At 65.4% G+C, this 26,839-nt stretch carries 24 protein-coding genes and 1 tRNA gene; 13 read left to right on the top strand and 12 right to left on the bottom strand.

All coding sequences use genetic code 11. The features are described from left to right. Positions 1-397: 397 nt before the first annotated feature. From ASF98_RS18765 to ASF98_RS18745, 5 genes are all read left to right on the top strand, one after another. Positions 398-1,966, top strand: coding sequence for an NCS1 family nucleobase:cation symporter-1 (locus ASF98_RS18765; protein ID WP_055805061.1), 1,569 nt, complete (start codon positions 398-400; stop codon positions 1,964-1,966). A gap of 76 nt (positions 1,967-2,042) precedes the next feature. Beyond that, positions 2,043-2,786, top strand: a complete 744-nt coding sequence (locus ASF98_RS18760; protein WP_055805059.1) for an aspartate/glutamate racemase family protein — start codon at positions 2,043-2,045, stop codon at positions 2,784-2,786. Between the two features lie 42 nt (positions 2,787-2,828). Continuing rightward, positions 2,829-3,608, top strand: coding sequence for an SDR family oxidoreductase (locus ASF98_RS18755; RefSeq protein WP_055805056.1), 780 nt, complete (start codon positions 2,829-2,831; stop codon positions 3,606-3,608). A 220-nt stretch (positions 3,609-3,828) separates the two neighbouring features. After that, the gene (locus ASF98_RS18750; protein WP_055805053.1) at positions 3,829-5,337 is read left to right on the top strand and encodes a cation:dicarboxylate symporter family transporter; all 1,509 of its coding nucleotides are present in this window, start codon (positions 3,829-3,831) and stop codon (positions 5,335-5,337) included. A 123-nt stretch (positions 5,338-5,460) separates the two neighbouring features. After that, positions 5,461-6,111: a Pr6Pr family membrane protein gene (locus ASF98_RS18745; protein ID WP_055805050.1), complete on the top strand. Its 651-nt coding sequence runs from the start codon at positions 5,461-5,463 to the stop codon at positions 6,109-6,111. On the opposite strand, the gene ASF98_RS18740 is transcribed toward ASF98_RS18745, so the two are convergent. From ASF98_RS18740 to ASF98_RS18730, 3 genes are read right to left on the bottom strand one after another with little or no spacing between them, the layout of a single operon-like run. After that, positions 6,112-6,498 (bottom strand): sterol carrier family protein, encoded by a 387-nt coding sequence (locus ASF98_RS18740; protein ID WP_055805046.1) that lies wholly within the window; start codon positions 6,496-6,498, stop codon positions 6,112-6,114. Between the two features lies 1 nt (position 6,499). After that, positions 6,500-7,516: an asparaginase gene (locus ASF98_RS18735; RefSeq protein WP_055805045.1), complete on the bottom strand. Its 1,017-nt coding sequence runs from the start codon at positions 7,514-7,516 to the stop codon at positions 6,500-6,502. A 57-nt stretch (positions 7,517-7,573) separates the two neighbouring features. Continuing rightward, a complete protein-coding gene (locus tag ASF98_RS18730) occupies positions 7,574-9,151 on the bottom strand; it encodes a molybdopterin-dependent oxidoreductase (RefSeq protein WP_055805042.1) in 1,578 nt (525 codons plus the stop codon). A gap of 91 nt (positions 9,152-9,242) precedes the next feature. On the opposite strand from ASF98_RS18730, the gene purD reads away from it, so the two are divergent. Beyond that, entirely contained in the window at positions 9,243-10,559 is a 1,317-nt protein-coding gene (purD, locus tag ASF98_RS18725; protein ID WP_055805039.1) for a phosphoribosylamine--glycine ligase, read from the top strand. Between the two features lies 1 nt (position 10,560). Continuing rightward, positions 10,561-11,514: a phosphoribosylaminoimidazolesuccinocarboxamide synthase gene (locus ASF98_RS18720; RefSeq protein WP_055805037.1), complete on the top strand. Its 954-nt coding sequence runs from the start codon at positions 10,561-10,563 to the stop codon at positions 11,512-11,514. Here ASF98_RS18720 and ASF98_RS18715 read toward each other — a convergent pair. After that, the gene (locus tag ASF98_RS18715) at positions 11,511-12,785 is read right to left on the bottom strand and encodes a helix-turn-helix domain-containing protein (RefSeq protein ID WP_028269883.1); all 1,275 of its coding nucleotides are present in this window, start codon (positions 12,783-12,785) and stop codon (positions 11,511-11,513) included. The two genes, ASF98_RS18720 and ASF98_RS18715, sit on opposite strands and share 4 nt — an antisense overlap. 131 nt (positions 12,786-12,916) lie before the next feature. On the opposite strand from ASF98_RS18715, the gene ASF98_RS18710 reads away from it, so the two are divergent. Continuing rightward, entirely contained in the window at positions 12,917-13,147 is a 231-nt protein-coding gene (locus ASF98_RS18710) for a hypothetical protein (protein WP_055805034.1), read from the top strand. Positions 13,148-13,246: 99 nt separating this feature from the next. Then, a complete protein-coding gene (locus ASF98_RS18705; protein WP_055805032.1) occupies positions 13,247-13,591 on the top strand; it encodes a hypothetical protein in 345 nt (114 codons plus the stop codon). Positions 13,592-13,660: 69 nt separating this feature from the next. On the opposite strand, the gene ASF98_RS18700 is transcribed toward ASF98_RS18705, so the two are convergent. From ASF98_RS18700 to ASF98_RS18680, 5 genes are all read right to left on the bottom strand, one after another. Next, positions 13,661-13,737: transfer RNA gene (locus tag ASF98_RS18700), tRNA-Pro, on the bottom strand. 82 nt (positions 13,738-13,819) lie between these two features. Further along, the gene (locus ASF98_RS18695) at positions 13,820-15,652 is read right to left on the bottom strand and encodes an ABC transporter ATP-binding protein (RefSeq protein WP_055805030.1); all 1,833 of its coding nucleotides are present in this window, start codon (positions 15,650-15,652) and stop codon (positions 13,820-13,822) included. Then, entirely contained in the window at positions 15,649-17,466 is a 1,818-nt protein-coding gene (locus ASF98_RS18690; RefSeq protein ID WP_055805025.1) for an ABC transporter ATP-binding protein, read from the bottom strand. The genes ASF98_RS18695 and ASF98_RS18690 overlap by 4 nt, the downstream gene beginning before the upstream one ends. A 208-nt stretch (positions 17,467-17,674) precedes the next feature. Continuing rightward, positions 17,675-18,619 carry a metallophosphoesterase gene (locus ASF98_RS18685; RefSeq protein WP_055805022.1) on the bottom strand — a complete coding sequence of 315 codons (945 nt, stop codon included), beginning with the start codon at positions 18,617-18,619 and terminating at the stop codon, positions 17,675-17,677. A 7-nt stretch (positions 18,620-18,626) separates the two neighbouring features. Then, positions 18,627-20,918 carry a transglycosylase domain-containing protein gene (locus tag ASF98_RS18680; RefSeq protein ID WP_055805019.1) on the bottom strand — a complete coding sequence of 764 codons (2,292 nt, stop codon included), beginning with the start codon at positions 20,916-20,918 and terminating at the stop codon, positions 18,627-18,629. Positions 20,919-20,955: 37 nt separating this feature from the next. Here ASF98_RS18680 and ASF98_RS24265 point away from each other — a divergent pair, with 37 nt between their 5' ends. Genes ASF98_RS24265 through ASF98_RS18670 form a run of 3 tightly spaced genes read left to right on the top strand, consistent with a single transcriptional unit; the run spans position 20,956 to position 22,610 of the window. Further along, positions 20,956-21,111 carry a DUF4177 domain-containing protein gene (locus ASF98_RS24265; protein WP_011693223.1) on the top strand — a complete coding sequence of 52 codons (156 nt, stop codon included), beginning with the start codon at positions 20,956-20,958 and terminating at the stop codon, positions 21,109-21,111. A 2-nt stretch (positions 21,112-21,113) separates the two neighbouring features. Continuing rightward, on the top strand, positions 21,114-21,683 hold the full coding sequence (locus ASF98_RS18675; RefSeq protein ID WP_028269890.1) for a RidA family protein: 570 nt from the start codon (positions 21,114-21,116) through the stop codon (positions 21,681-21,683). 15 nt (positions 21,684-21,698) lie between these two features. Further along, entirely contained in the window at positions 21,699-22,610 is a 912-nt protein-coding gene (locus ASF98_RS18670; RefSeq protein WP_055805017.1) for an NUDIX hydrolase, read from the top strand. 525 nt (positions 22,611-23,135) lie between these two features. Here ASF98_RS18670 and ASF98_RS18665 read toward each other — a convergent pair. After that, positions 23,136-23,813 (bottom strand): Crp/Fnr family transcriptional regulator, encoded by a 678-nt coding sequence (locus ASF98_RS18665; protein WP_011693220.1) that lies wholly within the window; start codon positions 23,811-23,813, stop codon positions 23,136-23,138. A gap of 272 nt (positions 23,814-24,085) precedes the next feature. On the opposite strand from ASF98_RS18665, the gene ASF98_RS18660 reads away from it, so the two are divergent. Further along, positions 24,086-25,270 carry a MarP family serine protease gene (locus ASF98_RS18660; RefSeq protein ID WP_055805014.1) on the top strand — a complete coding sequence of 395 codons (1,185 nt, stop codon included), beginning with the start codon at positions 24,086-24,088 and terminating at the stop codon, positions 25,268-25,270. A 36-nt stretch (positions 25,271-25,306) separates the two neighbouring features. Here ASF98_RS18660 and ASF98_RS18655 read toward each other — a convergent pair whose 3' ends face one another. Next, on the bottom strand, positions 25,307-26,341 hold the full coding sequence (locus ASF98_RS18655; RefSeq protein WP_055805012.1) for a DUF2332 domain-containing protein: 1,035 nt from the start codon (positions 26,339-26,341) through the stop codon (positions 25,307-25,309). 2 nt (positions 26,342-26,343) lie between these two features. After that, complete coding sequence (gene aroQ, locus ASF98_RS18650) at positions 26,344-26,820, bottom strand: type II 3-dehydroquinate dehydratase (RefSeq protein ID WP_055805009.1); 477 nt, start codon at positions 26,818-26,820, stop codon at positions 26,344-26,346. Between the last annotated feature and the right edge of the window lie 19 nt (positions 26,821-26,839).

Raw genomic sequence — 26,839 nt, 5'->3', positions numbered from 1 at the left:
AGGGACTCAATCCATTCGGCGGTCTCTTCCGGATCACGATCAGGCAGCTGGTTAGTCAACCCGCTGAGGATATGGGAGGTATCTTCTCCTGCAGCCACGGCAGCCTCTTTTCATCTTTGAATGTCTGGGCTCTAAGTTTTCGTATTGTGAGAAAACATTCTTGCCATTCGAGATTATGCAGGAGTGGGCGAGTGGTCAAGGCGGGGTTGTGATCCGGCGCACCGGGGTGGCTTCAAGGGTGCTTGTGGACCGATTGTGACAGTGTCGCCTCCTTGACCGCGGCGTGACGCAGGTCATAAAGTTATTCCACTCCACAAAACCAGTTTTCCATAATGTGGAACCAAGTTTCGGAAGCGCAGACTTCCGCCCCAACCCATCCCTAGAACTGGAGATCCAGATGCAGACGACCCCATCAGTCGGCGTCGAAACGGCTCCCGGCCCGACAATGTCGTCGGGCCAGCCGGTCCATCCTGCAACGGGCGTCGATGCCCTGTGCGAAGCCGCAAGTGCCGCGTCCGGGCGCACCATCAGTCCCAGCCTGTACAACATTGACCTTGCTCCGACAAAGCGCGAAGGCCGCCGCTGGACCAGCTACAGCATCTTTACCCTGTGGGCCAATGACGTCCACAGCCTCGGCAACTATGCCTTCGCCATCGGCCTCTTCGCACTGGGCCTCGGCGGCTGGCAGATCCTCCTTGCCCTTGGAGTCGGCGCAGTCCTGTTGTTCGCCCTCCTGAGCTTCTCCGGCTTCATGGGCGTCAAGACCGGCGTGCCGTTCCCCGTCATGAGCCGGATCAGCTTCGGTATCAGGGGAGCCCAGATCGCCAGCCTCCTGCGCGGCGCGGTGGCGGTTGCCTGGTTCGGCATCCAGACCTACCTGGCGTCGGTCGTGCTCCGCGTCATGCTCGTGGCCATGGTTCCTTCGCTGCATGAACTGGACACCAACTCGGTCCTCGGACTATCCACGCTGGGCTGGGCGGCCTTTGTGTTCCTCTGGATCGTCCAGCTGGTCATTGTCAGTTTCGGCATGGAGATGATCCGCAAATACGAAGCATTTGCCGGCCCCGTCATCCTGGTGACCATGGCGGCCATCGCCATCTGGATCTTCGTTGAAGCCGGCGGTTCCATCGCCTGGGCCTCGGACAACGCCCTCGAAGGCGCCGACATGTGGCGCACCATCTTCGCCGGCGGCGCCCTCTGGGTGGCCATCTACGGAACGTTCGTCCTCAACTTCTGCGACTTCACCCGGTCCGCCGTCTCCAAGAAGGCCGTGGTCCGAGGCAACTTCTGGGGAATTCCCATCAACATGCTTCTCTTCGGCGCCATCGTGGTGGTCATGGCCGGCGGCCAGTTCAAAATCAACGGCACTGTCATCCAGAGCCCGTCGGACATTGTCCAGACCATTCCGAACACGCTGTTCCTTGTCCTGGCCTGCCTTGCCCTGCTCATCCTGACCATCGCCGTGAACCTGATGGCCAACTTCGTGGCCCCGGTCTACGCACTGACCAACCTGTTCCCGAAGCACCTGAATTTCCGCAAGGCGGCCTGGGTCAGCGGCACCATCGGACTCATCATCCTGCCGTGGAACCTTTACAACAACCCGCTCGTGATCGTGTACTTCCTCGGCGGCCTAGGGGCATTGCTAGGCCCGCTGTTCGGCGTAGTCATGGCCGACTACTGGCTGCTGCGCCGAGGACGGGTCAATGTGCCGGAGCTTTACAGCGACGACCCCGCCGGAGCGTATTACTACACGAAGGGCTTCAACCCCCGGGCCATCATCGCCCTGGTCCCGGCAGCCGCCGTCGCGCTCCTGATAGCCTTCGTTCCGGCGCTCGAGGCAGCCGCCCCGTTTGCGTGGTTCTTCGCGGCCGGTATCGCCGCAGTGGTGTACTACTTCATTGCGGACCGCTCGCAGCGGCTCGAAGATGTCGACGGCGAAGCCATCGCCATCGCGAGCACCCACTGACACGCCGCCGCGCAAAAGTCCGGCACGGAAAAGTCCGGCACGGAAAAGTTCAGCACGGAAAACGGAAGAGACAGACATGCGCATTCTTGTCGCCAACGTAAATACAACGCAGTCCATGACCGACTCCATCGCGGCCCAGGCACGGTCCGTCGCGGCGCCGGGAACCGAGATCGTCGGGATCACGCCGCGGTTCGGCGCGGACTCCTGCGAGGGAAACTTCGAAAGCTACCTCGCTGCGATCGCCGTCATGGACGCCGTGGTCAATTACCCGGAACCGTTCGACGCCGTTATCCAGGCCGGCTACGGCGAGCACGGACGCGAGGGGCTGCAGGAGCTCCTGGACGTCCCCGTCGTCGACATCACTGAGGCGGCAGCCTCCACGGCGATGTTCCTCGGACACAAGTATTCAGTGGTCACCACCCTTGACCGGGCGGTTCCGCTGATCGAGGACCGGCTGAAGCTGGCTGGCCTCGATGCCCGGTGCGCCTCCGTTCGGGCCAGCGGCATGGCGGTCCTGGAACTGGAAGAGGAGCCGGAGCGGGCCGTGGAAGCGATCATCGAGCAGGCGCTGGTTGCCGTCCGCGAGGACAAAGCGGAGGTCATTGTCCTGGGCTGCGGCGGCATGGCCGGACTGGACGAGGAGATCCGCCAGCGTGCCGGGGTTCCGGTGGTGGACGGAGTGGCGGCGGCTGTGACGATCGCGGAGTCCCTGGTGCGGCTGGGACTGTCCACGTCCAAAGTCCGGACTTACGCCACACCGCGGCCCAAGACAGTCATAGGCTGGCCCATAACGGCAGCGGAAGTGCCTGCCGCGCGGTAGCCCGGGCTTGGGCAGCCCGGCCCTCAACGCAAGGAGCGACGAATGACTGCAACCCACAGGCCCGTTCCACCCCACCGGCCGGGGCCGGTCGCCGTCGTGACCGGAGCAGGTTCCGGGATCGGCCGGGCGGTGGCGCGGCTCATGCTGGCCGAGGGATACCGCGTGGTGCTGGCCGGCCGCCGCGAGGCTCCGCTGCTGGAGTCCGCTGCCGGCCACCGCCAGTCCCTGACGGTGCTGTGCGACGTGACAGTGCCCGACGACGTCGAACGCCTTTTCGCTGCGGCCCGCCAGAAGTGGGGGAGAGTGGACGTCCTGTTCAACAACGCGGGCGTGTTCGGTCCGGCCGCGTCGGTGGACGAGATCAGCGTGGCCGACTGGGATGCGGTTGTGGCGGTGAACCTCAGCGGTTCCATGCTCTGCGCTGCCGCTGCGGTGCGGGCCATGAAAGCCCAGGAGCCGCAGGGCGGCCGGATCATCAACAACGGGTCGATTTCCGCTCATTCGCCGCGGCCCCGGACCGTGGCTTACACGGTGACCAAGCACGCCATGACAGGCCTGACCAAGAGCATCGACCTGGACGGCCGGGAGTTCGGCATCACATGCGGCCAGATCGACATCGGCAACACGGCCACGGACATCATGGGCACCATCGGCGTGGACTCCGGTGCCCTGCAGGCTGACGGCAGCCGCAGGGTGGAGCCCACGTTCCCGGTGCAGGACGCCGCACGTGCGGTGCTTCTGATGGCCGGCATGCCGCCGTCCGCCAGCGTGGGCTCGGTGGTGATCACCGCCGCCGGCATGCCATTCATCGGCCGCGGCTGACAGCCTAAGACTCCGCTACATTCCGCTACGGAAGCGGACGTCCGCACCTGTGATCCAGGGTGCGGACGTCCGCGGCCGTGGCTTTTTTCGTGCCCCGCAAACCGCCATAGACTTCCGCATTGTGAAAACTCTATTTCCCCTTGCGGAATAATGTGAGCGGGGTTACTTTGGAAACAGACCCCGATCTCCGGGGCTGTTCCCGATTGATAGGTACAGATCAATGAAGATCCCAGATTCCGCGGCGCTGAAGGCGAGTTCGGCGCCGTCGAAGAAGAAGCCCCTGTATAGGTCGCTCTTCTTCCAAATTCTGATCGCCGTCGTGGCAGGTGTTCTTATCGGACATTTCTGGCCGGACCTCGGCTCGCAGCTGAGGCCTCTCGGTGATGGATTTATCCAGCTCATCAAGATGATCATCGCGCCGCTGATTTTCCTGGTGATCGTCACCGGCATTTCGGCCGTAGGCGACGTCAAGGCGGTCGGAAGGGTCGGAGTCAAAGCCCTTCTCTACTTCACCGCGGCCACGCTGTTCGCGCTGGTCTTCGGCCTGATCGTAGGCAACATCGTCCAGCCCGGTGCCGGGCTGAACATCGATCCGAGCACACTGTCCCAGGAGGCCCTGGACGCCAAGACCGGCCATGCCGTGCCCAAGGACGCCGCAGCCTTCATCCTGGACGTCATTCCCACCAGCGTCATCGGCGCCTTCGCGAACAACAGCCTCCTGCAGGTGCTGTTCTTCTCGGTGTTCTTCGGCGCGGCCATCGTCGTCATCGGACGCGAGCGCTGCATGCCGGTCATCAGCCTCATGGAGACCGTCCTGGAGCTTATCTTCAAGATCATGTCCTGGATCATGAAGGTGGCCCCGATCGGTGCTTTCGGCGCCATGGCGTTCATCATCGGCCAGTACGGACTCGACACCCTCAGCACCTATGCGTTGCTGATTGCCGCCTGCTACGGCGCGGCCATCGTTTTCATTGGACTGCTCTTCCTCGTGGCCTGGGGCTTTGCCCGCGTTCCGCTCTGGCACTTCCTGAAGTACACCCGCGAGGAGTTCCTGCTGGCGCTCGGCACCGCCTCCACCGAGGCTGTGATGCCGCGCATCATGACCAAGCTGACCAATGCCGGCTGCTCACGCGCCACTACCGGCCTGGTGGTTCCCACCGGCTATTCGTTCAACCTCGACGGCGCCGCGATCTACCTGTCGATCTCGCTGCTCTTCCTGGCGCAGGCCTTCGGCCACCACCTGGACCTCGGCCAGCAGCTGGCCGCTCTCGGTGTCCTGCTCCTGACCTCCAAAGGCATGGCCGGCGTGCCCGGCTCCTCGTTCCTCGCTCTGTCGGCCACCGCTGCCGCCCTCGGGATCTTCCCGGTTGCCGGCGTGGCCCTGCTCCTGGGCGCGGACCGCCTCATGGATTCCATGCGCGTTGTGGTCAACCTGCTGGGCAACTGCGTGGCCACGTTCGTGGTCTCCAAGTGGGAGGGCCAATTCGACCGCAGCGTCATGGTCCGTGCCTTCCGCGGCGAAATCACCAACCACGACTCGGCCATCATGCTCGGCGTCGAGGATGACTTCGAGGACCAGGAGCTTGCCCGGATCAGCGGCGGCGAAGCACCGTCGCCCAAGTTCCGGGGAGGTCCCAACCCCAAGGACATCCCCGGATTCCAAATGAGCCGGCCCGGCGGCCACTCAGGTCCGCCGGAGCGCAGTTCGGCCGCTATCAACCACGAATAGGGGCCGGCCGTACAACCGGAACCCGCAGAACCGCACCAAACGCAGCCCCGTCCCGGAAAACACCGGGGCGGGGCTGCGCGTTTTTCCCCGACCTTCCCCGCAGGCCTGGCCTAGGATCAACCCATGACGGCAAACAGGGGACTTGCACTATTCCGGTTCTTCTTCGCGGCGCTGTGTCTGGCGGCACTCGTGGGACAGTTCACGTACAACGTCCAGAACATCGCCGGCTACCGGCCGCTGAACTTCTTCAGCTTCTTCACGGTCGAGTCCAATATCATCGCCACGGCAACGTTCGGAATTGCCGGCTGGTACGCGTGGCAGGGGCGGACCGCCCGCTGGCTGCAGCTCCTGCGCGGCGCCGCCACCATGTACATGACCATCACCGGGATTACCTACAGCCTGCTGCTGAGCAACATCGAGGTGGACACGGCGGTTCCGTGGATCAACGTGGTGCTGCACTACACCATGCCCACAGTGATCGTGATCGACTGGCTCGTGGACCTGCCCCGGAAGCGGATCTCGCTGCGGGAGTCCCTCATCTGGCTGGTTTTCCCGCTTGCATACCTGGTATACAGCCTGCTGCGCGGCCCGTTCGCGGACTGGTACCCCTACCCGTTCCTTGATCCGCGGATTGACGGCTACGGCCACGTGGCCATCATGTCCCTGTTGATCGCGGTGATGGCGTTTGTGCTGGCCGTGGTGATCGCGCTGTCCACGAAGCTCCAGAGCACCGTTCCGCACCCGGCAGTCGAGCTCCCGGCCAAGGTCAACTAGCTACAGCGGGAGCAGTTCCGACAGATCCGCCCGGAGCCCTGACGCGGATACTTTCCCGGACGCCACAGCGTCTGCCCAGCTCAACTGGCCGGTGACCATCGCCAGCCATGTGGCGGCGTCGCACTCAATCACGTTCGGGGGAGTGCCGCGCGTATGGCGCGGGCCCTCCACGCACTGCGTGACGCCGAACGGCGGAACGCGGACCTCTACGGAGTTGCCGGGCGCCCTGGCGGTGACCTCTTCGAGCGTGTACCGCACCGCCGTCGCCGTCACGGCACGCGGGACGCCGGACGCCGGGAGGCCGGAGACCGGGACGCCGGCTGCCAGCCACGCGGCCAGGGCGGCGCGGCCTTCGTCGATATCGATGCGTCGTCGTGAAACGGCCATGTCAGTCCAACAGGGCCGAGACGGCGTGGCCCAGCCGGATCTTGCCCACGGGCCGTCCGCCGCCGAGCACGGGTTCCACCACTTTTTCCAGGACGCTGGAGACGCCCGGGATGTCCACGGCGCCGGAGGCGGCCAGCAGCGTGAGCCCCACCAGGGTGGTGGCGCGCAGGTTTCCGTCCAGGACCTTGATGGCCACGGAGACGCCCGTGGTGGTGGCCATGGCCAGCACACCTTCGGCGCCGATCTTGGCGATGATCTCCAGTTCGTCCATCACGATGGTGTTCGGCTCGCCCTTGCCCTGGACAGCCCACGGGTAGTCCAGCATGGAGGTGGCGATGGTGGCGGCGCGGGCATTGGAGTTCTTGTCCCCCGGGGCCTTGGCCAGCCGGGAGTAAGCGCGGGCCAGTCCGGTCAGCGAGATGGCTGCCACCGGAGCACCGCAGCCGTCGATGCCCAGGTGGGCGATCCGCTCCTCGGAGTACTCCTCGATCGCGGAACGGACGCGCTGCTGGAGCGGATGGTTGGGTTCAAGGTAGCTGTGGGTGTCCCAGCCGTTCTCCGTGCAGGCCCACAGGAACGCCGCATGTTTGCCCGAGCAGTTGAAAGCGAGCTTGGACCGTCCCTGCTCGGAGCGGATCAGCCAGTGGCGGGCGTTCTCGTCCTGCGGCCAGGCGGTGGGGCACTGCAGCTGCTCTTCCTTGACGCCGGCGGCCTTGAGCATCCCCTCCACCACATCCATGTGATCCAGCGACCCGGTGTGGCTGGCACAGGCCAGGGCAACCTGGGCGCCGCGCAGCGGGACGCCGGCCTGCATGGCGGCGAGGGCCTGGAGCGGCTTCAGCGCAGAGCGGGCGTAGATAGGGGTGGTGATGTCGCCGAGCTGCGTGACTACCGTTCCGTCGGCGGCAAGAACCACGGCTGAGCCGATGTGCCGCGATTCAACGAAACCGCTTCGTTCCACGACTGCCAGTTCGACGGCGGACTCCACTGTGAATGTTGCATGCGGATTTTCTGGCATGGCTAAAGTCTATGGTGCCGGTGCTGGAAACCCGGGAAATCAGGGGCCATGGCCGGGCTATTGCACGGTCACCATGACCGACTGCCAGCCGGAAGCGCCGTCGGGCACGGGATCGGCTCGCTTGTCCGTCTGCACCTCGCCGGTACCGTCGGTGGCGCGGGCCTTGATGTAGTGCGGCCCCGGCGTTGCATCCCACTCGAACGACCACTGTCGCCACGTCACCACGGACGCCTCCGTGGACAGTACGGCTTCGGTCCACGGCCCGTTGTCGATCTGCACTTCCACCTTGGTGATGCCGCGGGTCTGCGCCCAGGCGGTGCCGCCGATCGCCACCTTGCCGGCCGCGACCTGCGCGAAGGACTTGGGCACCTCCACCCGGGCCATGGTCTTGATGGGGCCGCGCTCGGACCAGCCCCGGTCCGTCCAGTACGCCTTGCTGTCCGCGAAGCGGGTGACTTCGAGGTCCACCACCCACTTGGTGGCAGAGACGAAGCCGTACAGGCCGGGGACCACCATGCGCACGGGGTAGCCGTGTTCCAGCGGCAGCGGCTCTCCGTTCATGCCGATCGCCAGCATGGCGTCCCGGTCGTCCTGCAGCACTTCGAGCGGCGTCGAGGCGCTGAAGCCGTCCTCGGAAGTGGACAGCACCATGTCGGCGCCCTCCGTGGGGCGGGCCATTTTGAGGACCTCGCGGAGGGGAAAGCCCAGCCACTTGGCGTTGCCGGCGAGGTTTCCGCCGACGGGATTGGACACGCAGGTGAGGGTCACGTGCGATTCGATCAGCTCGGCGTCGAGCAGGTCCTGGAACGTGAGTGTGACTTCCTGCTCCACCAGGCCGTGCACCCGGAGCTCCCAGTCCTGGGCGTTGATCTCCGGCACGCTCAAGGCGGTGTCGATCCGGTAGAACTCATTGTTGGGGGTGACCCACGGCGTGACGCCCGGGGCGGCTGACTGCACTCCGGCCGGGATGGCGGGGGCGGCCTTTGCCGGCGACGGGAGCTGCAGGGATTCACGGGCCTGGGCGACGTTGCTGCGTGCCGCGCTGAGGAGGCGGCCCCCGGTGGCCGCGATGGCAGCCGCCGCGGCAGTGATCCCGGTTGCGGCGAAGAAGGCGCGACGCGTCGTGGCCGGGCGTTCGGCCCCTTTGGCTGCCACATCCGCGGCCACACCGGGCCACTGGCGCATCCGCCACAGGCGCGTCATCAGCAGGCGCAGCACCACCAGCCCGGCGGCGGTACCGATCAGCGAGGGGATGGCGTCCAGCGGCTCCACGCTTGCCCGGGTGACCACGCTGGCGACAATGACGGCGCCCATCAGCAGGACGCCGGCCACGCCCAGCGCCCACTTCCGGTACGCCACCGCACCCAGCACACAGGCCAGCAGGAAGATGGTGAGCCCCATGCCGGCGAACAGTGCAGCCTTGTCATTGGTGCCGAACGTCGCGATGGCAAAGTCCTTCAGCCACGGCGGCGTGAAGTCGATGAAAGTGGAGCCAAGGGCAATGATTGGCGTTGCCCGCGCCGTGAAGAACGCACCGATCAGTTCCGCAACGGAAAGTACGACGGCGGCCGCGGCCACGCCTGCCAGCGCGGCCAGCGCGGTGGGACCCTTGAGCCAGTTCGTGAGCTTCTTCATGCCGGTGGTTCGTAGCCGCCGGCGTTAAGGATTGACGGGGGCGGGTCACGGCTTAGGAGCGGACCGGGTGCACAAAGTACCCTTGGAGACTGTGAAGGTACTCGTCATTGGCCCTGGTGGCCGCGAACACGCCATTGTCCGCTCCCTGCTTGCAGACCCCAACGTTTCCGAAGTCCACGCGGCTCCGGGCAACGCGGGCATCGGCAAGCTGGTCCCCACCTACGCCATTGACGGCAATGATCCGGACGCCGTGGCTGCCCTGGCAACCAAGCTGGGTGTGGACCTCGTGGTGGTCGGGCCCGAGGCGCCCCTGGCCGCAGGGGTTTCCGACGCCGTCCGCGCCGCAGGAATCCCGGTCTTTGGACCCAGCAAAGCGGCCGCCCAGCTGGAGGCATCCAAGGCCTTTGCCAAGCAGGTCATGGCCGAGGCCGGAGTGCCCACCGCCATGGCGCGGGTTGCGAGCACCGCCGAGGAAGCCGCGGACGCACTGGACACCTTCGGCGCCCCCTACGTGGTCAAGGACGACGGCCTGGCCGCCGGCAAGGGCGTGGTGGTCACCAACAACCGGGACGAAGCCCTGGCCCACGCCCAGACCTGCTTCGACGCCGGGGGCTCCGTGGTGATCGAGGAGTTCCTGGACGGACCCGAGGTTTCCGTCTTCGTCCTGTGCGACGGCCGGAACACCGTCGCACTCTCCCCGGCGCAGGACTTCAAGCGCATTTTCGACAACGACGAAGGCCCCAACACTGGCGGCATGGGCGCCTACACCCCGCTGGAGTGGGCCCCGGAAGGCTTGGTCCAGGAAGTCATCGACCGCGTGGCGCAGCCCACGGTCAACGAGATGGCACACCGCGGCACCCCCTTCGTCGGCGTGCTTTTCGTGGGCCTTGCCCTGACCTCGCGCGGTACCCGCGTCATCGAGTTCAACGTCCGCTTCGGCGATCCCGAAACCCAGGCCGTCCTGGCCCGGCTCAAGACTCCGCTGGGATCCCTGCTCTTGGCCGCGGCCAAGGGCGAACTGGACAAGGCGGAAGAGCTGCGCTGGTCCAAGGACACCGCCGTTGCCGTCGTCGTCGCCTCCGAGAACTACCCGGACACCCCGCGGACCGGCGACCGGATCCGCGGACTGAAGAAGGCTGACGAGCTGGAAGGCGTGCACGTCATCCACGCGGGCACCAAGCTGGACGAGGAGGGCAAAGTAGTCTCCGCCGGCGGGCGCGTCCTTGCCGTGGTGGCGTTGGGAACCGACCTCGTGGAGGCCCGCGAACGGGCGTATGACGGCGTGGAACTGATCCAGCTTGAAGGCGGACAGTTCCGCACCGACATCGGGCGCAAGGCGGCGCGCGGCGAAATCAAGGTGGTATCCAGCGCCACCGGAACGCTGCCCGTGACGAAGGCGAAGGCATAGCATGACTGAGAATTCCCCCCTTGAGACGGCTCCCAAGGCCGGCCTGGACACCGAAACACTGGACCTCCCGGGCTGGCGGCACGTCTACTCCGGGAAGGTCCGGGACCTCTACGTTCCCGCTGACGATTCCCTCGTGGCGCAGTTCGGCCAGGAATGCGTCCTCGTGGTGGCCAGCGACCGCATCAGCGCCTACGACCATGTCCTGTCGAGCGAAATCCCGGACAAGGGCCGGATCCTCACCCAGCTGAGCCTGTGGTGGTTCGACCAGCTGGACGTGGAACACCACGTGCTGGCTTCCACCGTGGAGGACGGCGTCCCGGCAGCAGTCGAAGGCCGCGCCATGATCTGCAAGAAGCTGGACATGTTCCCGGTGGAATGCATCGCCCGCGGCTACCTCACCGGCTCCGGACTGCTGGAGTACCGGCAGTCCCGCACCGTGTGCAGCATTCCGCTGGCGGAGGGCCTGGTGGACGGTTCCCGCCTCGACGAAGCCATTTTCACGCCGTCAGCGAAGGCAGAGGTGGGGGAGCACGACGAAAACATCACCTATGACGCAGTGGTGGCCCTGGTGGGCGAAGACGTCGCCGCGCGCCTCCGTGAGTTGACCCTGAAGATCTACACCAAGGCCGAGGAAATCGCCCGGGAGCGCGGCATCATCCTTGCCGACACCAAGGTTGAGTTCGGCTTCGACGTGTCCACCGGCGTCATCACCCTGGGCGACGAGGTCCTCACCCCGGACTCCTCGCGGTTCTGGGACGCGGCCACCTATGAGCCGGGTAAAGCCCAGCCGTCCTATGACAAGCAGTATGTCCGTGACTGGCTGACGTCCGCCGAGTCTGGCTGGGACCGGGCTTCGGACGTGCCGCCGCCGGCACTCCCGGAGGACGTGGTGAGCCGCACTCGCGGCCGCTACGTTGAAGCGTACGAAAAGCTCACCGGGCGTAAGTTCGCCTAGCTGGCTTCTGCCGCGGCCTTGGCCGCGGCAGCGCGCCGCTGGGCGAGTTTGATCTCCAGTACGGCGTCCATGGCCTGCTGGACACGGTCGGAAGCGCCGGCGGCGCTGAATTCCTGCTGCGCTTCCTCGAGGAGCACCAGGGCTTCATCCGATTCCCCCGCGGCCTTGAGTGACTTCCCCAGCAGGAGTGAAACTTCGCCGGCCGTGTGACGGGCGAGGGCCTTCCGCTCGGCGTGGATCTCGCGCAGCTTCTCCACGGCGGCCGGGATGTCGCCCGTGAGGTACAGCCAGCGCGCGCGGATGAAGGCCACCTCGAGCTGGTCGGTCTTGTTGCCGCCCACGATCGACAATGCCAGTTCGGCGCGCTCGATCGCGGACAGGGTCTCCGGTTCCACAATGCCGGAGGAGAGCCGGACGGCCGCGGAGGCCTTGTTGAAGCGTGCCCACAGCTCGATGTCGTTGGCCGGGGAGAGCAGTTTGGCGGCCCGCTCGTGGTACTTGATGCCCTCGGGGTAGTCGTGCCGCATAAAAGCCACGTTGCCGATCACCCAGGCCACCTCGCCTGCGAGCTGTGAGATGGATTGGTCGTCCATCTGGTCGTTCATGGCTTGGCAGTACGTCCAGGCTTCGTCCAGCCGGCCGCTCTCGGCCAGGGCGCCGATCAGCGCACGCAGGGCGCCGATGATCAGCGTGGAGCCCTTGGGCAGCTGCGAGCACAGTTCCACGGCCTTCTGGGCATGCTCGACGGCGGTGGCCAGCTGTCCCTGCCCGTGGCACACAGCGGCAAGCATCTGCCGGGCACGCACCCCGAGTCCGGCGGACTCGGTGGCCATGGGGTGCTCCAGGAGGTGCTGCATGATGTTCTGGCACTCCTGCAGCTGGCCCTGTTTCATCAGGCATTCCGCCTGCATGTAGGTCATGTTCCACCATGCGCTGGTGTTCTTGCCTTCGAGGGCAATCTGGGCGGCAGTGGCGGCGTGGGCCGCCGCGAGCGGGTAGTCCCGGAGGTCCCAGGCCTGCCGGGCATAGAGTCCGGCCAGGACATACTCGGCGTCGCTGACCGAGATGGGCTGGCTCCAGGCTTCCAACGCTTTGGGGGCCAGCTCCAGCCGGCGGGCTAACTCTTCTATAACATCGGCGGTTGGTTCACGCCGACCTGTTTCCAAGAGGGAGATGTAGCTGGGAGAATAGAGGTCCTTTCCCAGTTCTGCTTGCGTCAACCCACGTTCGAGTCGTTCGGCGCGGAGCTTCTCCCCGAATCCGTTCCCCACGGGTTTCCTCCTTATTCCGGACAGTCTTTATACCAAATGCTTGACAGTCTCTGTGGAAAACATTTTACAATGTATGTCAACAAGGGCAGTGCTGACTTTGTAACGAATCCGACTCGTATTGAGGAAACCTAATGTTGAAGAAGATTGCAGCCGCCGCCGCACTGGCTGGCGCACTGGCATTTTCAGCCGCAGCCCCCGCAGTGTTGTCTGCAGGTCCTACCGGCAATTGGGCGGATCAGCTGGGAAGCACCACCGCTATCGGTAACTGGCCCGATCCCATGCAGTTTGCCCAGGCCATCGGCAACTGGCCGGACCCCATGTCTTTCCCGGCATACATCGGCAACTGGCCGGACCCGATGTAGGCGGTTGACGTACTTCCCGCAAGGGAACACACGCTCCGGGACATGCGCGAACCATGTCCCGGAGCTATTTTTTTGGCCAAACGATGCAAGGGGAGTGTCATGAACCGCAGGGAACCGAATGACTTGAAGCGTGCCTATGCCGCGTGGACCATCGCCGGGACCTCGCTGATCGTCGCCGCCGTGGCGGGGTCGGCGATAATCGCCGTCGTGGGTGGGACAGCCGACGCCGGAACCCTGGTGTGGGGGATTGTGGGCATTGCGTCGCTGCTGGAGGCGCTCGTGCTCTTTGCCTACGGACTCCGGCTTAGGCGCCGGTACGTGAACCAGGTCCAGACCTATGAAACGCGCGGAGACTACCGGGAGGACGACGGCTCCAACCGGCCACGGGTTCCACTGCTGGGCGACGGCCAGTCCAGCCAGCGATCCACGTTCGAGGGCCTCTGAGGCCACGGCCGGCAACGCCGCAGGAGCAACGCAAAGAGGGCCTTCCGAATGGAAGACCCTCTTTGCTTTTGGTCGGGATGACAGGATTTGAACCTGCGACCTCGTCGTCCCGAACGACGCGCGCTACCAAGCTGCGCCACATCCCGATCCGTTGCTTCAAAAGCAACTTCACAAGAGTATCGGATTCCGGCCCTCATGTGAAATCGGCGCCCGGACACCCCGCGGGAGCTACACCAGCGAGTCCTTCCACGCCCCGTGCAGCTCCGCGAATCGCCCGCCGCCGCCGATCAGTTCCTCCGGCGTACCATCCTCCACGACGCGTCCGTCGTGGACCACCAGGACGCGGTCGGCGGTCTCCACTGTGGAGAGCCGGTGGGCGATGATCAAGGCCGTGCGGCCGGCGTCGTGCCCTGCCACGCCCGCCAGCAGGCCGGCGAGCCCGCTCTGCACCAGACGCTCCGACGGGATGTCCAGCGAGGAGGTGGCTTCGTCGAGGATGAGTACCGCCGGGCGGGCCAGGAACGCCCGGGCGAAACTGATGAGCTGGCGCTGGCCGGCTGAGACGCGCCCGCCGCGCTTGTTGACGTCGGTGTCGAATCCCTGGGGCAGTTCCATGATGAAGTCGTGCGCGCCAACGGCCCGGGCAGCCTCTTCGATCTCCTCGCGGGAGGCTTCCGGACGGCCCAGCGCAATGTTGTCCGCCACGGAGCCGCTGAACAGGAAGGCTTCCTGCGTCACCATCACCACGTTCCGCCGCAAGTCCGGCGTGGTGAGGTTCCTCAGGTCCACCCCGTCCAGTGTCACCGACCCCTCGGTCACGTCGTAGAAGCGGGCGATGAGTTTCGCCAGCGTGGACTTGCCGGCACCGGTCTGGCCCACCAGGGCCACGATCTGCCCGGCCGGAATATGCAGGTCCAGCCGGGGGATGATGAGGGGTCCGTCGCCGTACCGGAACTCCACGCCGTTGAATTCGATGGTGCCGCGTGCGTCGGGGAGCGCTACGGGGTTCTTCGGCGGCCGAACGGTGGGAATCTCCTCCAGCAGACCCGAGACCTTCTCGAGGGCCGCCTGGGCGCTCTGGAAAGAGTTGTAGAACATGGCCATCTGGTCCACCGGCTGAAAGAACCGTTTGGTGGACAGGATCAGGGCCAGCAGCACGCCGACTGCGAGGTCCCCGCCCAGCACACGGAAGCCGCCGAAAAGCAGCACCACCGCGACGCAGACGTTGCCGATCAGCACCAGCCCCGGCTGGAAGACGCCGTTGAGGTTGATCGAGCGTACGGTCACCTCGCGGTAGTCCTCGGACAGTTCGCCGTAGCGCGCGGCGTTTTCGCGCTCCTTGCGGAAGGCCTTCACGGCCCGGATGCCCGTCATGGTTTCCACGAAGTGCACGATCAGCCGGGCGGACACTACACGGGATTCGCGGAAGGCGATCTGGGAGTGCTTCTGGTACCAGCGAGCCAGGAAGTACATGGGAACGCCTGCGGCCAGCACGATGAGGCCGCTGCGCCAGTCCAGGGCGAACACCGTGATGGCGGTGAACACCATAAAGAGCATCCCCGAGGCCAGGGAGCTGACGCCGGAGTCCAGGAGTTCACGCAGTGCCTCAAGGTCGGAGGTCTGCCGGGCGATAATGCGCCCTGACGTGTACTTCTCGTGGAACTCGAGGCTGAGCCGCTGCGTATGCCGGAAGACGCGGACCCGCAGGTCCAGCAGCATCGCCTGGCTCAGCTTCGCCGTCGAGGTCACATACAGTGCCGTGAGGCCGGCCGTGGCAATCGCCGCGGCAAGATACGCGACGCCGGTGAGCACTAGCGGCAAGTTGTCCCCGGCGCGGAGTGCCGGCATTGCATGGTCGATCCCGAAGGCGATCAGCGCCGGTCCGGCCACCCGGGCGGCCTGCGAGAGGACCACCATGGTGATGGTGAGCCAGAACCTCAGCCGGACGGGGCGGATCAGGGAGCCCAGCAAGGCGAGCGACCGCCGTCGTACGGTTTTGCTTTCGCTTTTGCTCAGGTGGGCGTTGTCCTCGTTGGCGGTGCCGAAGGTAGCGGTGGTCATTGGGAAATCTCCTCGGACTCGTCGCTTAATTCTGAGAGGTCCGACAGTTCGGAATCCAGGTCCCGCGGTTCCGTTTCAAGGCTGGCGATCACGTAGCGGTAGTGCTCGTTGTGCGCCAGCAGTTCCGCATGGGTCCCGACGGCGGCGATCCGGCCGTCCTCGAGCAGCGCCACCCGGTCCGCCAGCGCCACGGTGGAGGGCCGGTGGGCGACGATCAGTGTGGTGGTGTCGGCGAGCACCTCGCGCAGCCGGGCTTCGACGAGTTCCTCGGTGTTGACGTCCAGGGCGGACAGGGGATCATCCAGGACCAGCACCTTGGGTTTCGCAGCGATGGCGCGTGCCAGGGCGATGCGCTGGCGCTGCCCGCCGGACAGGCTGAGGCCTTCCTCGCCGATCAGCGTGTCCAGGCCGTCCGGAAGGGAGTAGGCGAAGTGGGCCTGGGCAACGTCCAGGGCTTCCTCCAGCGTTTCCTGGCTCCGCTCCTTTGCCCCCAGCAGCACATTGTCGCGGACGGAATTGGAGAACAGGGTGGTGTCTTCGAAGGCGACGCCCACCACGGTGCGAAGTTGTTCTACGGAGAACTCGCGCAGGTCCACGCCGTCGATGGTGATGGAGCCGGCCGTGACGTCATAGAGCCGGGGGACCAGTTGGAGCAGCGCGCTCTTGCCGCTGCCGGTGATTCCCACGAGGGCCATGGTTTCGCCTGGGCGGATGTCCAGGCTGACGTCCTTGAGGATCGGTTTGTCCGGGGCGTCCGCGAAGGCGAACGTCGCCGCGTTGAAGCTGAGCGCGCCCTTGAGCAAGTCGGGTTCCCGGGGATGCTCCGGGCTGGTGATGGTGTTGGCGGCGTCCATGACCTCGAAATGCCGGTCGATGGCCGTCTTGGCGGTAAGCGCCATGGCCAGGAGCATGCCGCTGAATTCCACGGGCGCGGCCACCACGGCTGCGGTGGCGAAGAACGCCACGAGCGAACCGATGCTCAGCTGGCCATCCGCAGCCAGCATGATGCCCACCACCAGCCCGGCGCCGAGGGCGAGCTCGGGGAGCAGGGTGACCACCATGCTGAAGGTGGCCTGGTGCCTCGCCTTGGCGATCTCGGTCTGGCGGAGTTCCTCGGCCTGTTCGTTGAAGTTCTCCAAGGCTTCGCGGCTGCGGCCGAACGCTTTGAGCACGCGGATGCCGTGCACCGATTCCTCGACCGTGGTGGCGAGGTCGCCGGCCTGGTCCTGGCTGCGTCGGGCCACCTTGCTGAAGCGGGTCCTGAACCGGAAGCCGTAGATCATGATGGGCACGGCCGCGGCCAGGAAGATCAGTGCCAGCTGCCAGCTCATGGCAAACATCACGACGACGCCGATCACCACCGTCAGGGTGGTCACCACCAGCATGATGGCGCCGAACGCCATCCAACGGCGCAGGAAGTTCAGGTCCGTCATGGCCCTGGAGAGCAGCTGACCGGATCCCCAACGGTCATGGAAGGAGACCGTCAGGTCCTGCAGGTGCCCGTAGAGGGACACCCGCATCCGGGTTTCCACGGTGGTTGCGGGGTTGATGACGAACTGGCGGCGGAGGGCAACCAGCCCGGCTTCGGCGATGCCCAGGCCCAGGATGATCAGGGAGGCGACCCACACAGCGTCAGTGGCACCGCCCACCCGGAGCGAGTCATTGATGAGGACCCTCAGGACCTGGGGGATGGCCAGCGCCACGATACTGGCGAGGAGTGCGCACAAAAGTCCCATCACAAGCCGGGGGATGATCGGCTTCACATGGGGATAGAGTCGGCTGATTGATGTGAAGAATGGAGTCTGCTTGGCCATGCCCGCTTCTTAAAGCTCAACTGCGAATGTAGTTTCCTTTAGCAACTACCCTATGCCATCGAGTGACACGGTTCACAGGATTCGGGGCCTCGCGGAAATCTTCCCCATTCATTGCATTCCGCAATACTGCGCCCGGACGGGATGCGCTGTCCTGCCTGTGTTGAGCTTGCCGAAACCGAAATCCCGACGGACTCGATCGCCCCGTGAGTCAGCCAGAGGTCAGCGTCAGCAGCACGGCTTCGGGGCGGCAGGCGATGCGAACCGGTGCGAAGCGCGAGGTGCCTATCCCGCCGGAGACGTTGACCGGCGTCGTGCTCCCGTTGCTTTCCCAGTTGTTGAGTCCCTTGGCGCGCCACGTGGGGAGGTCGCAGTTGGCCACCAGTGCGCCGTACCCGGGCAGGCAGATCTGGCCGCCGTGCGTATGGCCGGCCAGCAGGAGGTCCGCACCGTCCTCGGTGAAGTGGTCCAGCACGCGCTGGTAAGGGGCGTGGATGACAGCCACTCGGAGGTGCGGGGTCCTGTCCTGGCCCTTGGTTCCGCGGGGCCAGCCGGCGTACTTCTCCAGGCCTAGGTGGGGATCGTCGACGCCGGAGAAATCAAAGCGCAGGCCGTTCAGCACCACGGACTGATGGCGGTTGGTCAAATCCACCCAGCCGGACATTCCGAAGTAGGAACGCAGCCTGGGCCAGTCGAGTTCCACGGGCTTCTTCTGGGCTTTCGACGGTCCCAGGAGGTAGGAGGCCGGATTCTTGATGGTGGGCGCGAAGTAGTCGTTGGACCCGGGCACAAAGACGCCGGGGTATTCCAGGAGGGGGGCCAGCGCCTTCAGGAGCGGGTCGATCGCCTTGGTATGGCTGAGGTTGTCCCCGGTGTTCACCACCAGGTCCGGTTCCAGTTCCGCGAGCGAGGACAGCCACTGGGCCTTCCGGGTCTGTCCCGGGACGAAGTGGATGTCACTCAGGTGAAGGATCCGGAACGGACCGAAACCGGCCGGAAGAATGGGCAGGGTTTCTTCGCGCAGGACGAACTGGTTCTTCTCCCACAGCCCGTACCCCGTCGCTGCCATGCCGGCTGCGGCACCGGCGGCCGCGGTTACGGCAAAGCCGCGCCCGATGCTCCGGGCGCGGCTTGCCAGCGTTGCTTTGTCCCCCATCGGTGCTCTACCCGTTGCCCTTGCCGTTGTCCTTGCTGGGCTCCGGCGACGGAGCCGGAGTGGCCGGCGCGGTTGCCGGTGCGGTGCTCTGCGTCGTCGGGGTGGTGGTCCGCGTGGGCGCCCCGTTGACCATGTTGGACGGCGGGGCCGTGAACGGGTTGGTGCCGTACGCGGGCGCAACCTGGGACATGAAGTTGGAGAACATCGGCCCGGCGATCATGTAGCCGTCGATGCCCGTATAGAACTTGCCGTTGACGGTCACGTTCTGGCCCGCGCGCTGCTGAGTTCCGAGCGCATCACCGAACCACGCCGCGGTGGCCAGGCCGGTAGTGTGGCCCACCACCCAGGTCGACCCGTTGTTGTTGGAGGTACCGGTCTTGGCTGCGATGGGGAAGTTGGTCTTGGTGGAAATCCGGGGCTGGATGAGTGAGCCTGAACCGCGGTTGAGGACTTCCTGGAGGGCGTAGTTCACGCCGCGGGCAACTTCCGGTTTGATCGCATCGCGGCAGCTCGTGGCCTGGGCCGGCAGCTGGGCGCCGGTCTGGTCCGTCACCGAAGTGATCGCGATCGGGGCGCAGTATTTACCGTCATTCGCGAACGTGGCGAATGCGCTCGCCATGGCCAGCGGCGAAGTCTGCCTGGAACCAAGAAGGTTGCCCAGCGTCGTCATGGTGATTGGCGGCGTCGGGTTTGTGATCTTTCCCGTGTCGTCCCGCTGCGGGAGGCCTTCGTGGAGGCCCACGGCGTCCACGATCTTCTGGATTCCGCACAGGTCCACCTTGGCGGCGGTGGCAAACGTCATGGTGTTGATTGAGTTGGCCAGCCCGTCAAGGACCGTCATCGAACGGTAGTAGTTCGGCTCGGCATTCTGCAGGTCCGTGGATTCGCCGTTGGTGCTGTCATACCAGCCAACAGTCGGCGTCTGGCAGGTGTTCTTCCAGGGGAAGCTTTGCGGATAGCGACGAACCGCGCCGTTCAGGATCGTGTTCATCGAGTTGCCCTCGTTGAGCCACTCGGCAAATGTAAACGGCTTCATCGTTGAACCGGGCTGTGCACCGCCGAGGCCGTTGAGGTCGTTGCCGTTGCCGTCATACTGGTCGACGCTGAAGTTGAGCTGGCTGTCGAACTTGCCGTCGCCGGCGAACCACACCGTGTTCTGCGCCATGTTGGTGATCTTGCCGGTGTTCGGCTGGACGGAAACCACCGCAGCGCCCCACTTGTCCGGGTTGGCGCCTGCGGACGCGTCCACCTGGGCCTGGGCCGCGTTCTGAGCCTTGGGGTCAAGGGTGGTGGTGATGGTCAGGCCGCCGCGGAAGATCTTCCGTTCACGTTCCGTGGCGTCGGCGCCGTAGGCCGGATCGTTGAGCAGCAGGTGCAGGACGTAATCACAGAAATACGGGGCGGTGGACGCATAGGCACAACCCTGGCGGGCCGGGGTGACCTTGGTTTCCACCGGGGCGGCGACCGCTGCCTCGTATTCCGGCTGGTTGATTTTGTGCTGTGTGAGCATTGACTTGAGAACCAGGTCGCGGCGGGTCTTCGCGTTCTCAGGGTTGGTGATGGGGTCGTAGAACGACGGGCTGTTCACTACGCCGGCCAGCAGCGCCGCCTGCGGGAGGGTGAGGTCCTTCGCCGTGGTGCTGAAGAAGAACTTGGACGCGGCTTCAATGCCGTAGGCGTCCCGGTTGAAGAACACGATGTTGAGGTAACCCTCGAGGATCTGCTCCTTGGTGAACTTCTTCTCCAGGGCGATGGCCAGCTTCATCTCGCGGAGCTTGTCGCCCACGCCCTTGTTCACGCCGTTGAGCTTGATGTCCTCGGTGTTGCCTTCGGCCTCGAGGGAGGCGTTGATGACGTTGTTCACGTACTGCTGCGTGATGGTGGACGCGCCCTGCTTGTTACCACGGGCCGTACTGACCAGCGCACGCATGATGCCGGTGGTGTCCACGCCGCCGTGCTCATAGAACCGGCTGTCCTCGATGGCGATCACTGCGTCCTTGATGAATGGCGACATCTGGTCCAGTGCAACGCGCGTTCGGTTTTCGGCGTAGAGGTTGGCGATCAGGCTTCCGTCAGAAGCAAGGATTTTGGTGGACTGGCTGGGCGGGTCCACCTGCAGCTCCGCCGGGAGGGTGTCGAAGAACTCGATGGAACCGCTGGCTGTGCTGCCGGAAACAGCGGCCGCCGGGACCAGCAGGCCCGCTACCAGGACACCACAAATAGCGCTCACGCCAAGGAAAGCAAGGATCTTTCCGAGGGTGGTGGCCGTGTCGAATAAAGGGTTCTTACCAGTCGCCATGTTTTCCACTTTACCGGCAAGGACTAGTCTTTAGCTCATGACCAAATGGGAGTACGCCACGATTCCGCTCATTATTCACGCCACGAAGCAGATTCTGGACCAGTGGGGAGAGGACGGCTGGGAGCTCGTCCAGGTCGTCACCGGTCCTGACGGCAACGGCCTCGTTGCCTACCTCAAGAGGGAGAAGCAGTAGTTATGACAAGCCCCGCAGGCACGGCGCCGGAATCCCCGGCCCGCGCGGAAAATTCGGCCTCCGGCGCGGAAAACGGAGCGCCGGTATCGGCCGTGGAACAGCGGCTGGCAGAGCTGGGACTGACCCTTCCGGAAGTCGCGGCCCCGGTGGCCGCCTACGTCCCGGCAGTCATCTCCGGCAACCACGTCTACACCTCCGGCCAGCTGCCCTTTATTAACGGCAAACTCGAAGCTACCGGCAAGGTGTCCACGGGCACCGAAGGCTTCGCGGATGAGCCGACGGTCTCTCCCGAAGACGCCAAGCGTTTCGCTGCGGTCTGCGCAGTCAACGCCCTGGCGGCGGTGAAGAGCGTGATCGGCGACCTCGACCGTATTACCCGGATCGTGAAGGTGGTGGGCTTCGTCTCCTCCGATCCGTCCTTCACGGGCCAGCCGGGCGTCATCAACGGCGCGTCGGAACTCCTGGGCAAGGTCCTCGGCGATGCCGGCCAGCACGCCCGGTCCGCTGTCGGCGTGTCGGTCCTGCCGCTGGACTCGCCGGTCGAAGTCGAACTGATCGCCGAATTTAGCTAAGGCCGGTCACTTCCCTTGCCCCAGTTAGCCCGTCGCCTGTTTGTGCTGCCTCCCGATCTTGAGGGGGCAGCACAAAGCTGGCTCGAACACGGCGAGCGGACACCACGTGCCGCCCGCCTCGCATCTTCCGTGGTCCTCCTCCGCGACGCCCCCACGGGGCTGGAAACATGGCTGGGATACCGTCCCGGATCCTCGCCGCTCGGAGTCCTAGCCTTTCCCGGCGGTTCCCTTGAGGCGTCCGACGACGACGCCGTCAGCTGGCTCGGCCCCTCACCGCAGCACTGGGCGGAACAAATGGGAACGGACGACGTCGGGCTGGCGCGCCGCCATGTGGTGGGCGCCATCCGCGAACTCTTCGAAGAAACCGGTGTGCTTCTGGCCGGCCCGGACCTGTCCACCACGGTGGAAGCCACTTCCACTCCGGAATGGATGCGCGCCAGGATAGCTGTTGCCGAGCAGGAAAAATCCTTCACCGACGTCCTGGCCAAGCGCGGGCTTTCCCTCCGCACGGACCTGCTGAAACCGCTGGTCAACTGGCTCAGCCCCGACTTTGCCCACCGGCGCTTCAATACCCGCTACTTTGCCGCCACTGTGCCCGTGAACCAGCAGCCCACGCTGCTGGGAAGCAAAGGTGTCTGGGGCCGCTGGGTCTGTGCCAGCAAGGTCATCGCGGAGCGTGACACCACCGCCCTGGGCGATGAAGTGGGCCAGGAAAACACCGTGGGCCTAACCCTCGGCCGGCTGCTGGTTCCGGGCTCCGAGATCATGCTGGAGAAGATGGCGGCAGCCAACGGGTGCATCGCCTATCTGAGCTACAAGCGCAAGGCACACGTCTACCAGCCGAAGCTCGTCGAAGAAGGCGGCAAGCTGATGCTCGAAGTCGAGGCTGCCAAGACGGTCGCCGGCGAGCCACAGCGGGAGCGCTAGTCGCGGTCCGGCAGTGCCCGTGGTCGCGTTAGCCGGGCACCGGCCTTCGCGTCGCTTAAACACGCTCGATGGGCGTCACTCCGGTCGCTGGGCGGCCTCCGGAACCCGATGCGCCCCTATTCGAAGGACAGCCGCCCGGCTATAACGGACGCTCTCGCACTTCCCGTCGGTTTTTCGGCGACGCTCTCGCACTTCCCGTCGCTTTTTCGGCGACGCTCTCGCACTTCCCGTCGGTTTTTCGGCGACGCTCTCGCAGGTCTTGTCGGTCCTGGTGCTGGAGGCCGATCGGTGACGACTCGCAAATTGGCTGACGACACTGAAAATGCCTGGCGACACCGTTATTCGGGTGTCGCCAGGCATTTTCTGTGTCGCGGGGATTTTTGCGCGTCATTCTCCCGATAAGGGACGACCGGCAATTTCCCTGAATAAACGCAAAGGCCCGAGGTCCGGCATCCGGAAGCGTGCGTCAAAGCGACGAACGAGCAGCACGCGGAGGATGCCGGCCTCGGGCCGGACGCAGTTTGACTATCGTGACCGCTGGCGGAGGCGCTGCATGTCGAGGATCACTACGGCACGGGCTTCCAGGCGGAGCCAGCCGCGCTGGACGAATTCGGCCAGGGCCTTGTTCACGGTTTCGCGGGAGGCGCCCACAAGCTGGGCCAGCTCTTCCTGGGTGAGCTCGTGGGCCACCAGGACGCCGTCGGTTGCCGGGCGGCCGAAGCGGTCGGCCAGGTCCAGCAGCGCCTTGGCCACGCGGCCCGGAACGTCGGAGAAAACAAGGTCCGACAGGGAGTCGTTGGTGCGGCGCAGGCGGCGTGCCAGTGCCTGCAGCAGCTGGGCCGAGACCTCCGGGCGGGTACGCAGCAGTGCGTTGAGGCTTTCGTTCTTCAGGCCGGCAAGGCGGGTCTCCGAGACGGCAGTTGCCGTGGCCGTGCGGGGGCTCGGATCGAAGAGGGCCATTTCGCCGAAGAGCTCACCCGGGCCGAGGATTGCCAGCAGGGACTCGCGGCCGTCCGGTGACGTGCGGCCCAGCTTCACCTTGCCGGAGACGATGAAGTAGAGCTGATCACCCTGGTCGCCTTCGCGGAAGACCGAGGCTCCGCGTGACAGGTCCACCTCGGTGAGCTCGTCCGTGAGCAGACGGAATGCTTCGTCGTCGAGCGTGGCGAAAAGGGGTGCGCGGCGCAATACCTCGATGTCCATGAAATCTCCTGAGTAAAATGTGTCGGCTGGGGCGCTTCAGCCATTGTTTCAGAATTTTGAAGGTTCTGTGACGTACTTGGCACGCGAAACGCCTGAAATGGCGGTTCTGAGGCCGGCACCGGACCTGTGGGGCGCCTTTACAACGCAGATTTCGACGGCGGGACCGGGCTTTCCGGAGCGTCTCGCGGTTGCCCTGGGCGGCTGTCAGTCACGGCAAACTGTCAGGGATCGCCACTAGAATTGGGGCTTACCTGTTTTTGTGAGGAGCCCGTGTGTTCGGCTTGACCATCCTGGACCTGGCCTTGATCCTGACGCTGCTGTCCTACCTGATCTATGGCCTTCGCAATGGCTTCCTGGTGACCCTTGGCGGCATTGCCGGGTTTATCGTCGGTGCCGTGGCTGCGTTTGTGTCCGTGCCCATCGTCAGCAACCTAGTGGAGGACAGCGGCTGGCGGCTCACCGCGATCGTTGCCGCCGCCGTCGTGCTTATTGTCCTGGGGCATGCGCTGGGAACCATGATCGGCCGCAAAATCCGCAGTGCCGTGCGGATCCAGCCGCTGCGGGCCATGGACCGGGTGGTGGGCGGAGCAGTCAACGTGGTGGTGGCGGCCCTCGTCATGTCCATGCTCTCCTTCAGCATCAGCGCCCTGGGCGTGCCGTTCGTTTCCCAGCAGTTGGCGGAGTCCAAGGTCATTCGCTTTATCGACGGACTCACGCCCGTGCCGGTGAAAACAGCCGTGGCGCAGCTGCGCTCCACCGTGATCGGGGACGGCATACCCACGCTCATCGAAGGGCTCGGGCAAGGCCAGCAGGTAGCCATTCCCAACGCGAGCACGGACACACCGGCCCTGAACCAGGCCGCGGAGTCGGTCCTGAAAATCGCGGGCACCGCCTACCAATGCGGCCAGAACCAGACCGGAAGCGGTTTCGTGGTGTCGCCGGGGCGTGTTGTGACCAACGCCCATGTGGTGGCGGGCGTGTCGCAGCCTGTGGTCGAGATCCCGGGAGGAGGGGCCCTGCCCGGCCGGGTGGTCTACTTCGACAGCCAGCATGACCTCGCTGTCCTTGCCGTGGACGGACTTCCGTCGTCCCCGCTCCAACTGAGTGCGGACCTGCCGGCCGGCAGCCCGGCCGCGTTCGCAGGTTATCCGCACGGCGGGCCTTTCCAGTCCAAACCGGCAACGATCCAGGACATCACCACCGTCCTGGTCCCTGACATCTATGGCGGCAACCCGGCACCGGAAGACGTGTACCGGCTTGCCGGCGATGTCCAGCCGGGCAACTCCGGCGGACCCCTCCTCACCACTGAAGGCCTGGTTGCCGGTGTGATCTTCGCGAAAGCCACGTCGGATGCCGAGCTGGGCTTTGCCATCACCATGGACGACCTCGGGCCGGTGGCCGCCCAGGCGCCGGGCCTGAGCAGCCCCGTTTCCTCCGGGCAGTGCATCCAGAAATAAGCGGGCAGTGCATACAAAAGTAAGCGGGCGGGGGCCCTAGAGCCACTCCAGGGTTTGGCCGTGCGGCCCGGCGATGGCCACGGGCACACCGTCCTGGAGGAGCAGGAACCGGCCCTGCAGCCGCGAGTCATCCATTTCCGGCACCACCACGGAGCCGTCGGCCTGGGCAAGTACCGTGTGGCCCTCATTGGACAGCCAGTGGCAGCCGCGCTCTGCCGCAAGGGTACCGATCGTGGCACGGAAGGCTTCCCGCTGGGAGGCGTCCAGATAGGCCATCACGGCGCTGTGGAATACCACCAGGGTCGCGTCCGGCGGCGCCTGGTCGGCGAGCGACACCAGTTGCTCGTTGAGGTCGCCGGCCACCAGCAGCGGCGGATCCTGCTGCGCTATGGCGATGGCCCGGCGCAGCCGCTCGCGGCGGAAGTCCTGCTCCGGCCAGATCAGGGCTTCAAGCCAGGCGACGTCGTCGGGGTCGTTGATGTCCAGGGGGTTCAGGTCGATCCCGGCCCGCCACACCACTTGGGGGAGCTCTGCAGGAAGCGGGACGGCCCCTTCCACGGTGCAGCGCAGAACGGGCGGCTCCTCCGCCGCGGACCGGGCCCCGTCCGGTTGTGGCACCAGCCGCGTGACTGACGCGCCGTCGTCGTACTCGTAGGCGTACTTGTCCGGAAACAGCGCGAGCCCGGCCGAGGCACCCACCTCGATCAGTGCCAGGGGACGGCCTGTCGAGCCGGCGATGACGGCGAGGGACGGCAGCAGAGTGGTGCACCTGCCTGCCTCGTTGGTCTGCGTGGCGCGGGAGAGAACGATCCGCGAGACCTCGTCCCAGCGTGCAAGGAGGAACTCCCGGAACTCTCGGTACGGCGTGATCCCGGCGCCCAGGAACCGCGCTGCCGCCAGGATCAGCAGGGGCTGCCGCTTGTTGTGCGGCCACAGTTCAATACGGCTGATCAGTTCAGGATCGCCGGCGATTCCCAGCGACCACTCTGCGTAGCACGGGGAGGACGCCGGCGCATCGACTGTACCGAAGTTCCGGTACCAGTCCGCGGTGCCCGCGTTCCCCGCGCCCATGATCAGGCCCTGCCGGCGTTCAGTTCTGCGAGGTATTCGACGGCGAACCGGTAGCCCATCACGCCGGCGCCGGCGATCACGGCCTTGCTGATGTCCGAAAGATACGAGTGGTGCCGGAACTCTTCACGGGCATGGACGTTGGTGATGTGGACTTCCACCGCGGGCAGCTGTACTGCGGAGATGGCGTCGCGGATGGCCACAGACGTATGGGTGTAGGCGCCGGCGTTGAGGACGATGCCGATGGCCTTGCCCCGCGCGGCGTGGATGGCATCAACCAGTGCACCCTCGTGGTTGGACTGGAAGCATTCAACTTCCAGGCCGTAGGCGGCGGCGGCCTCCTTGGCGAGCTGTTCGACGTCGGCCAGCGTTGCGGTGCCGTACTTCTCCGGTTCCCGGGTACCCAGCAGGTTCAGGTTGGGTCCGTTGAGGACAAGGATGGTGCCGCGGCCGGCTTCGGTGGCGGGGGAGGCTTCAGTCATGAGAGCAAATCTATCGCTT

The sequence above is a fragment of the Arthrobacter sp. Leaf337 genome (assembly GCF_001423745.1).
Lineage (GTDB): Bacteria > Actinomycetota > Actinomycetes > Actinomycetales > Micrococcaceae > Arthrobacter.
This window is presented reverse-complemented; position numbering and strand designations above follow the sequence as displayed.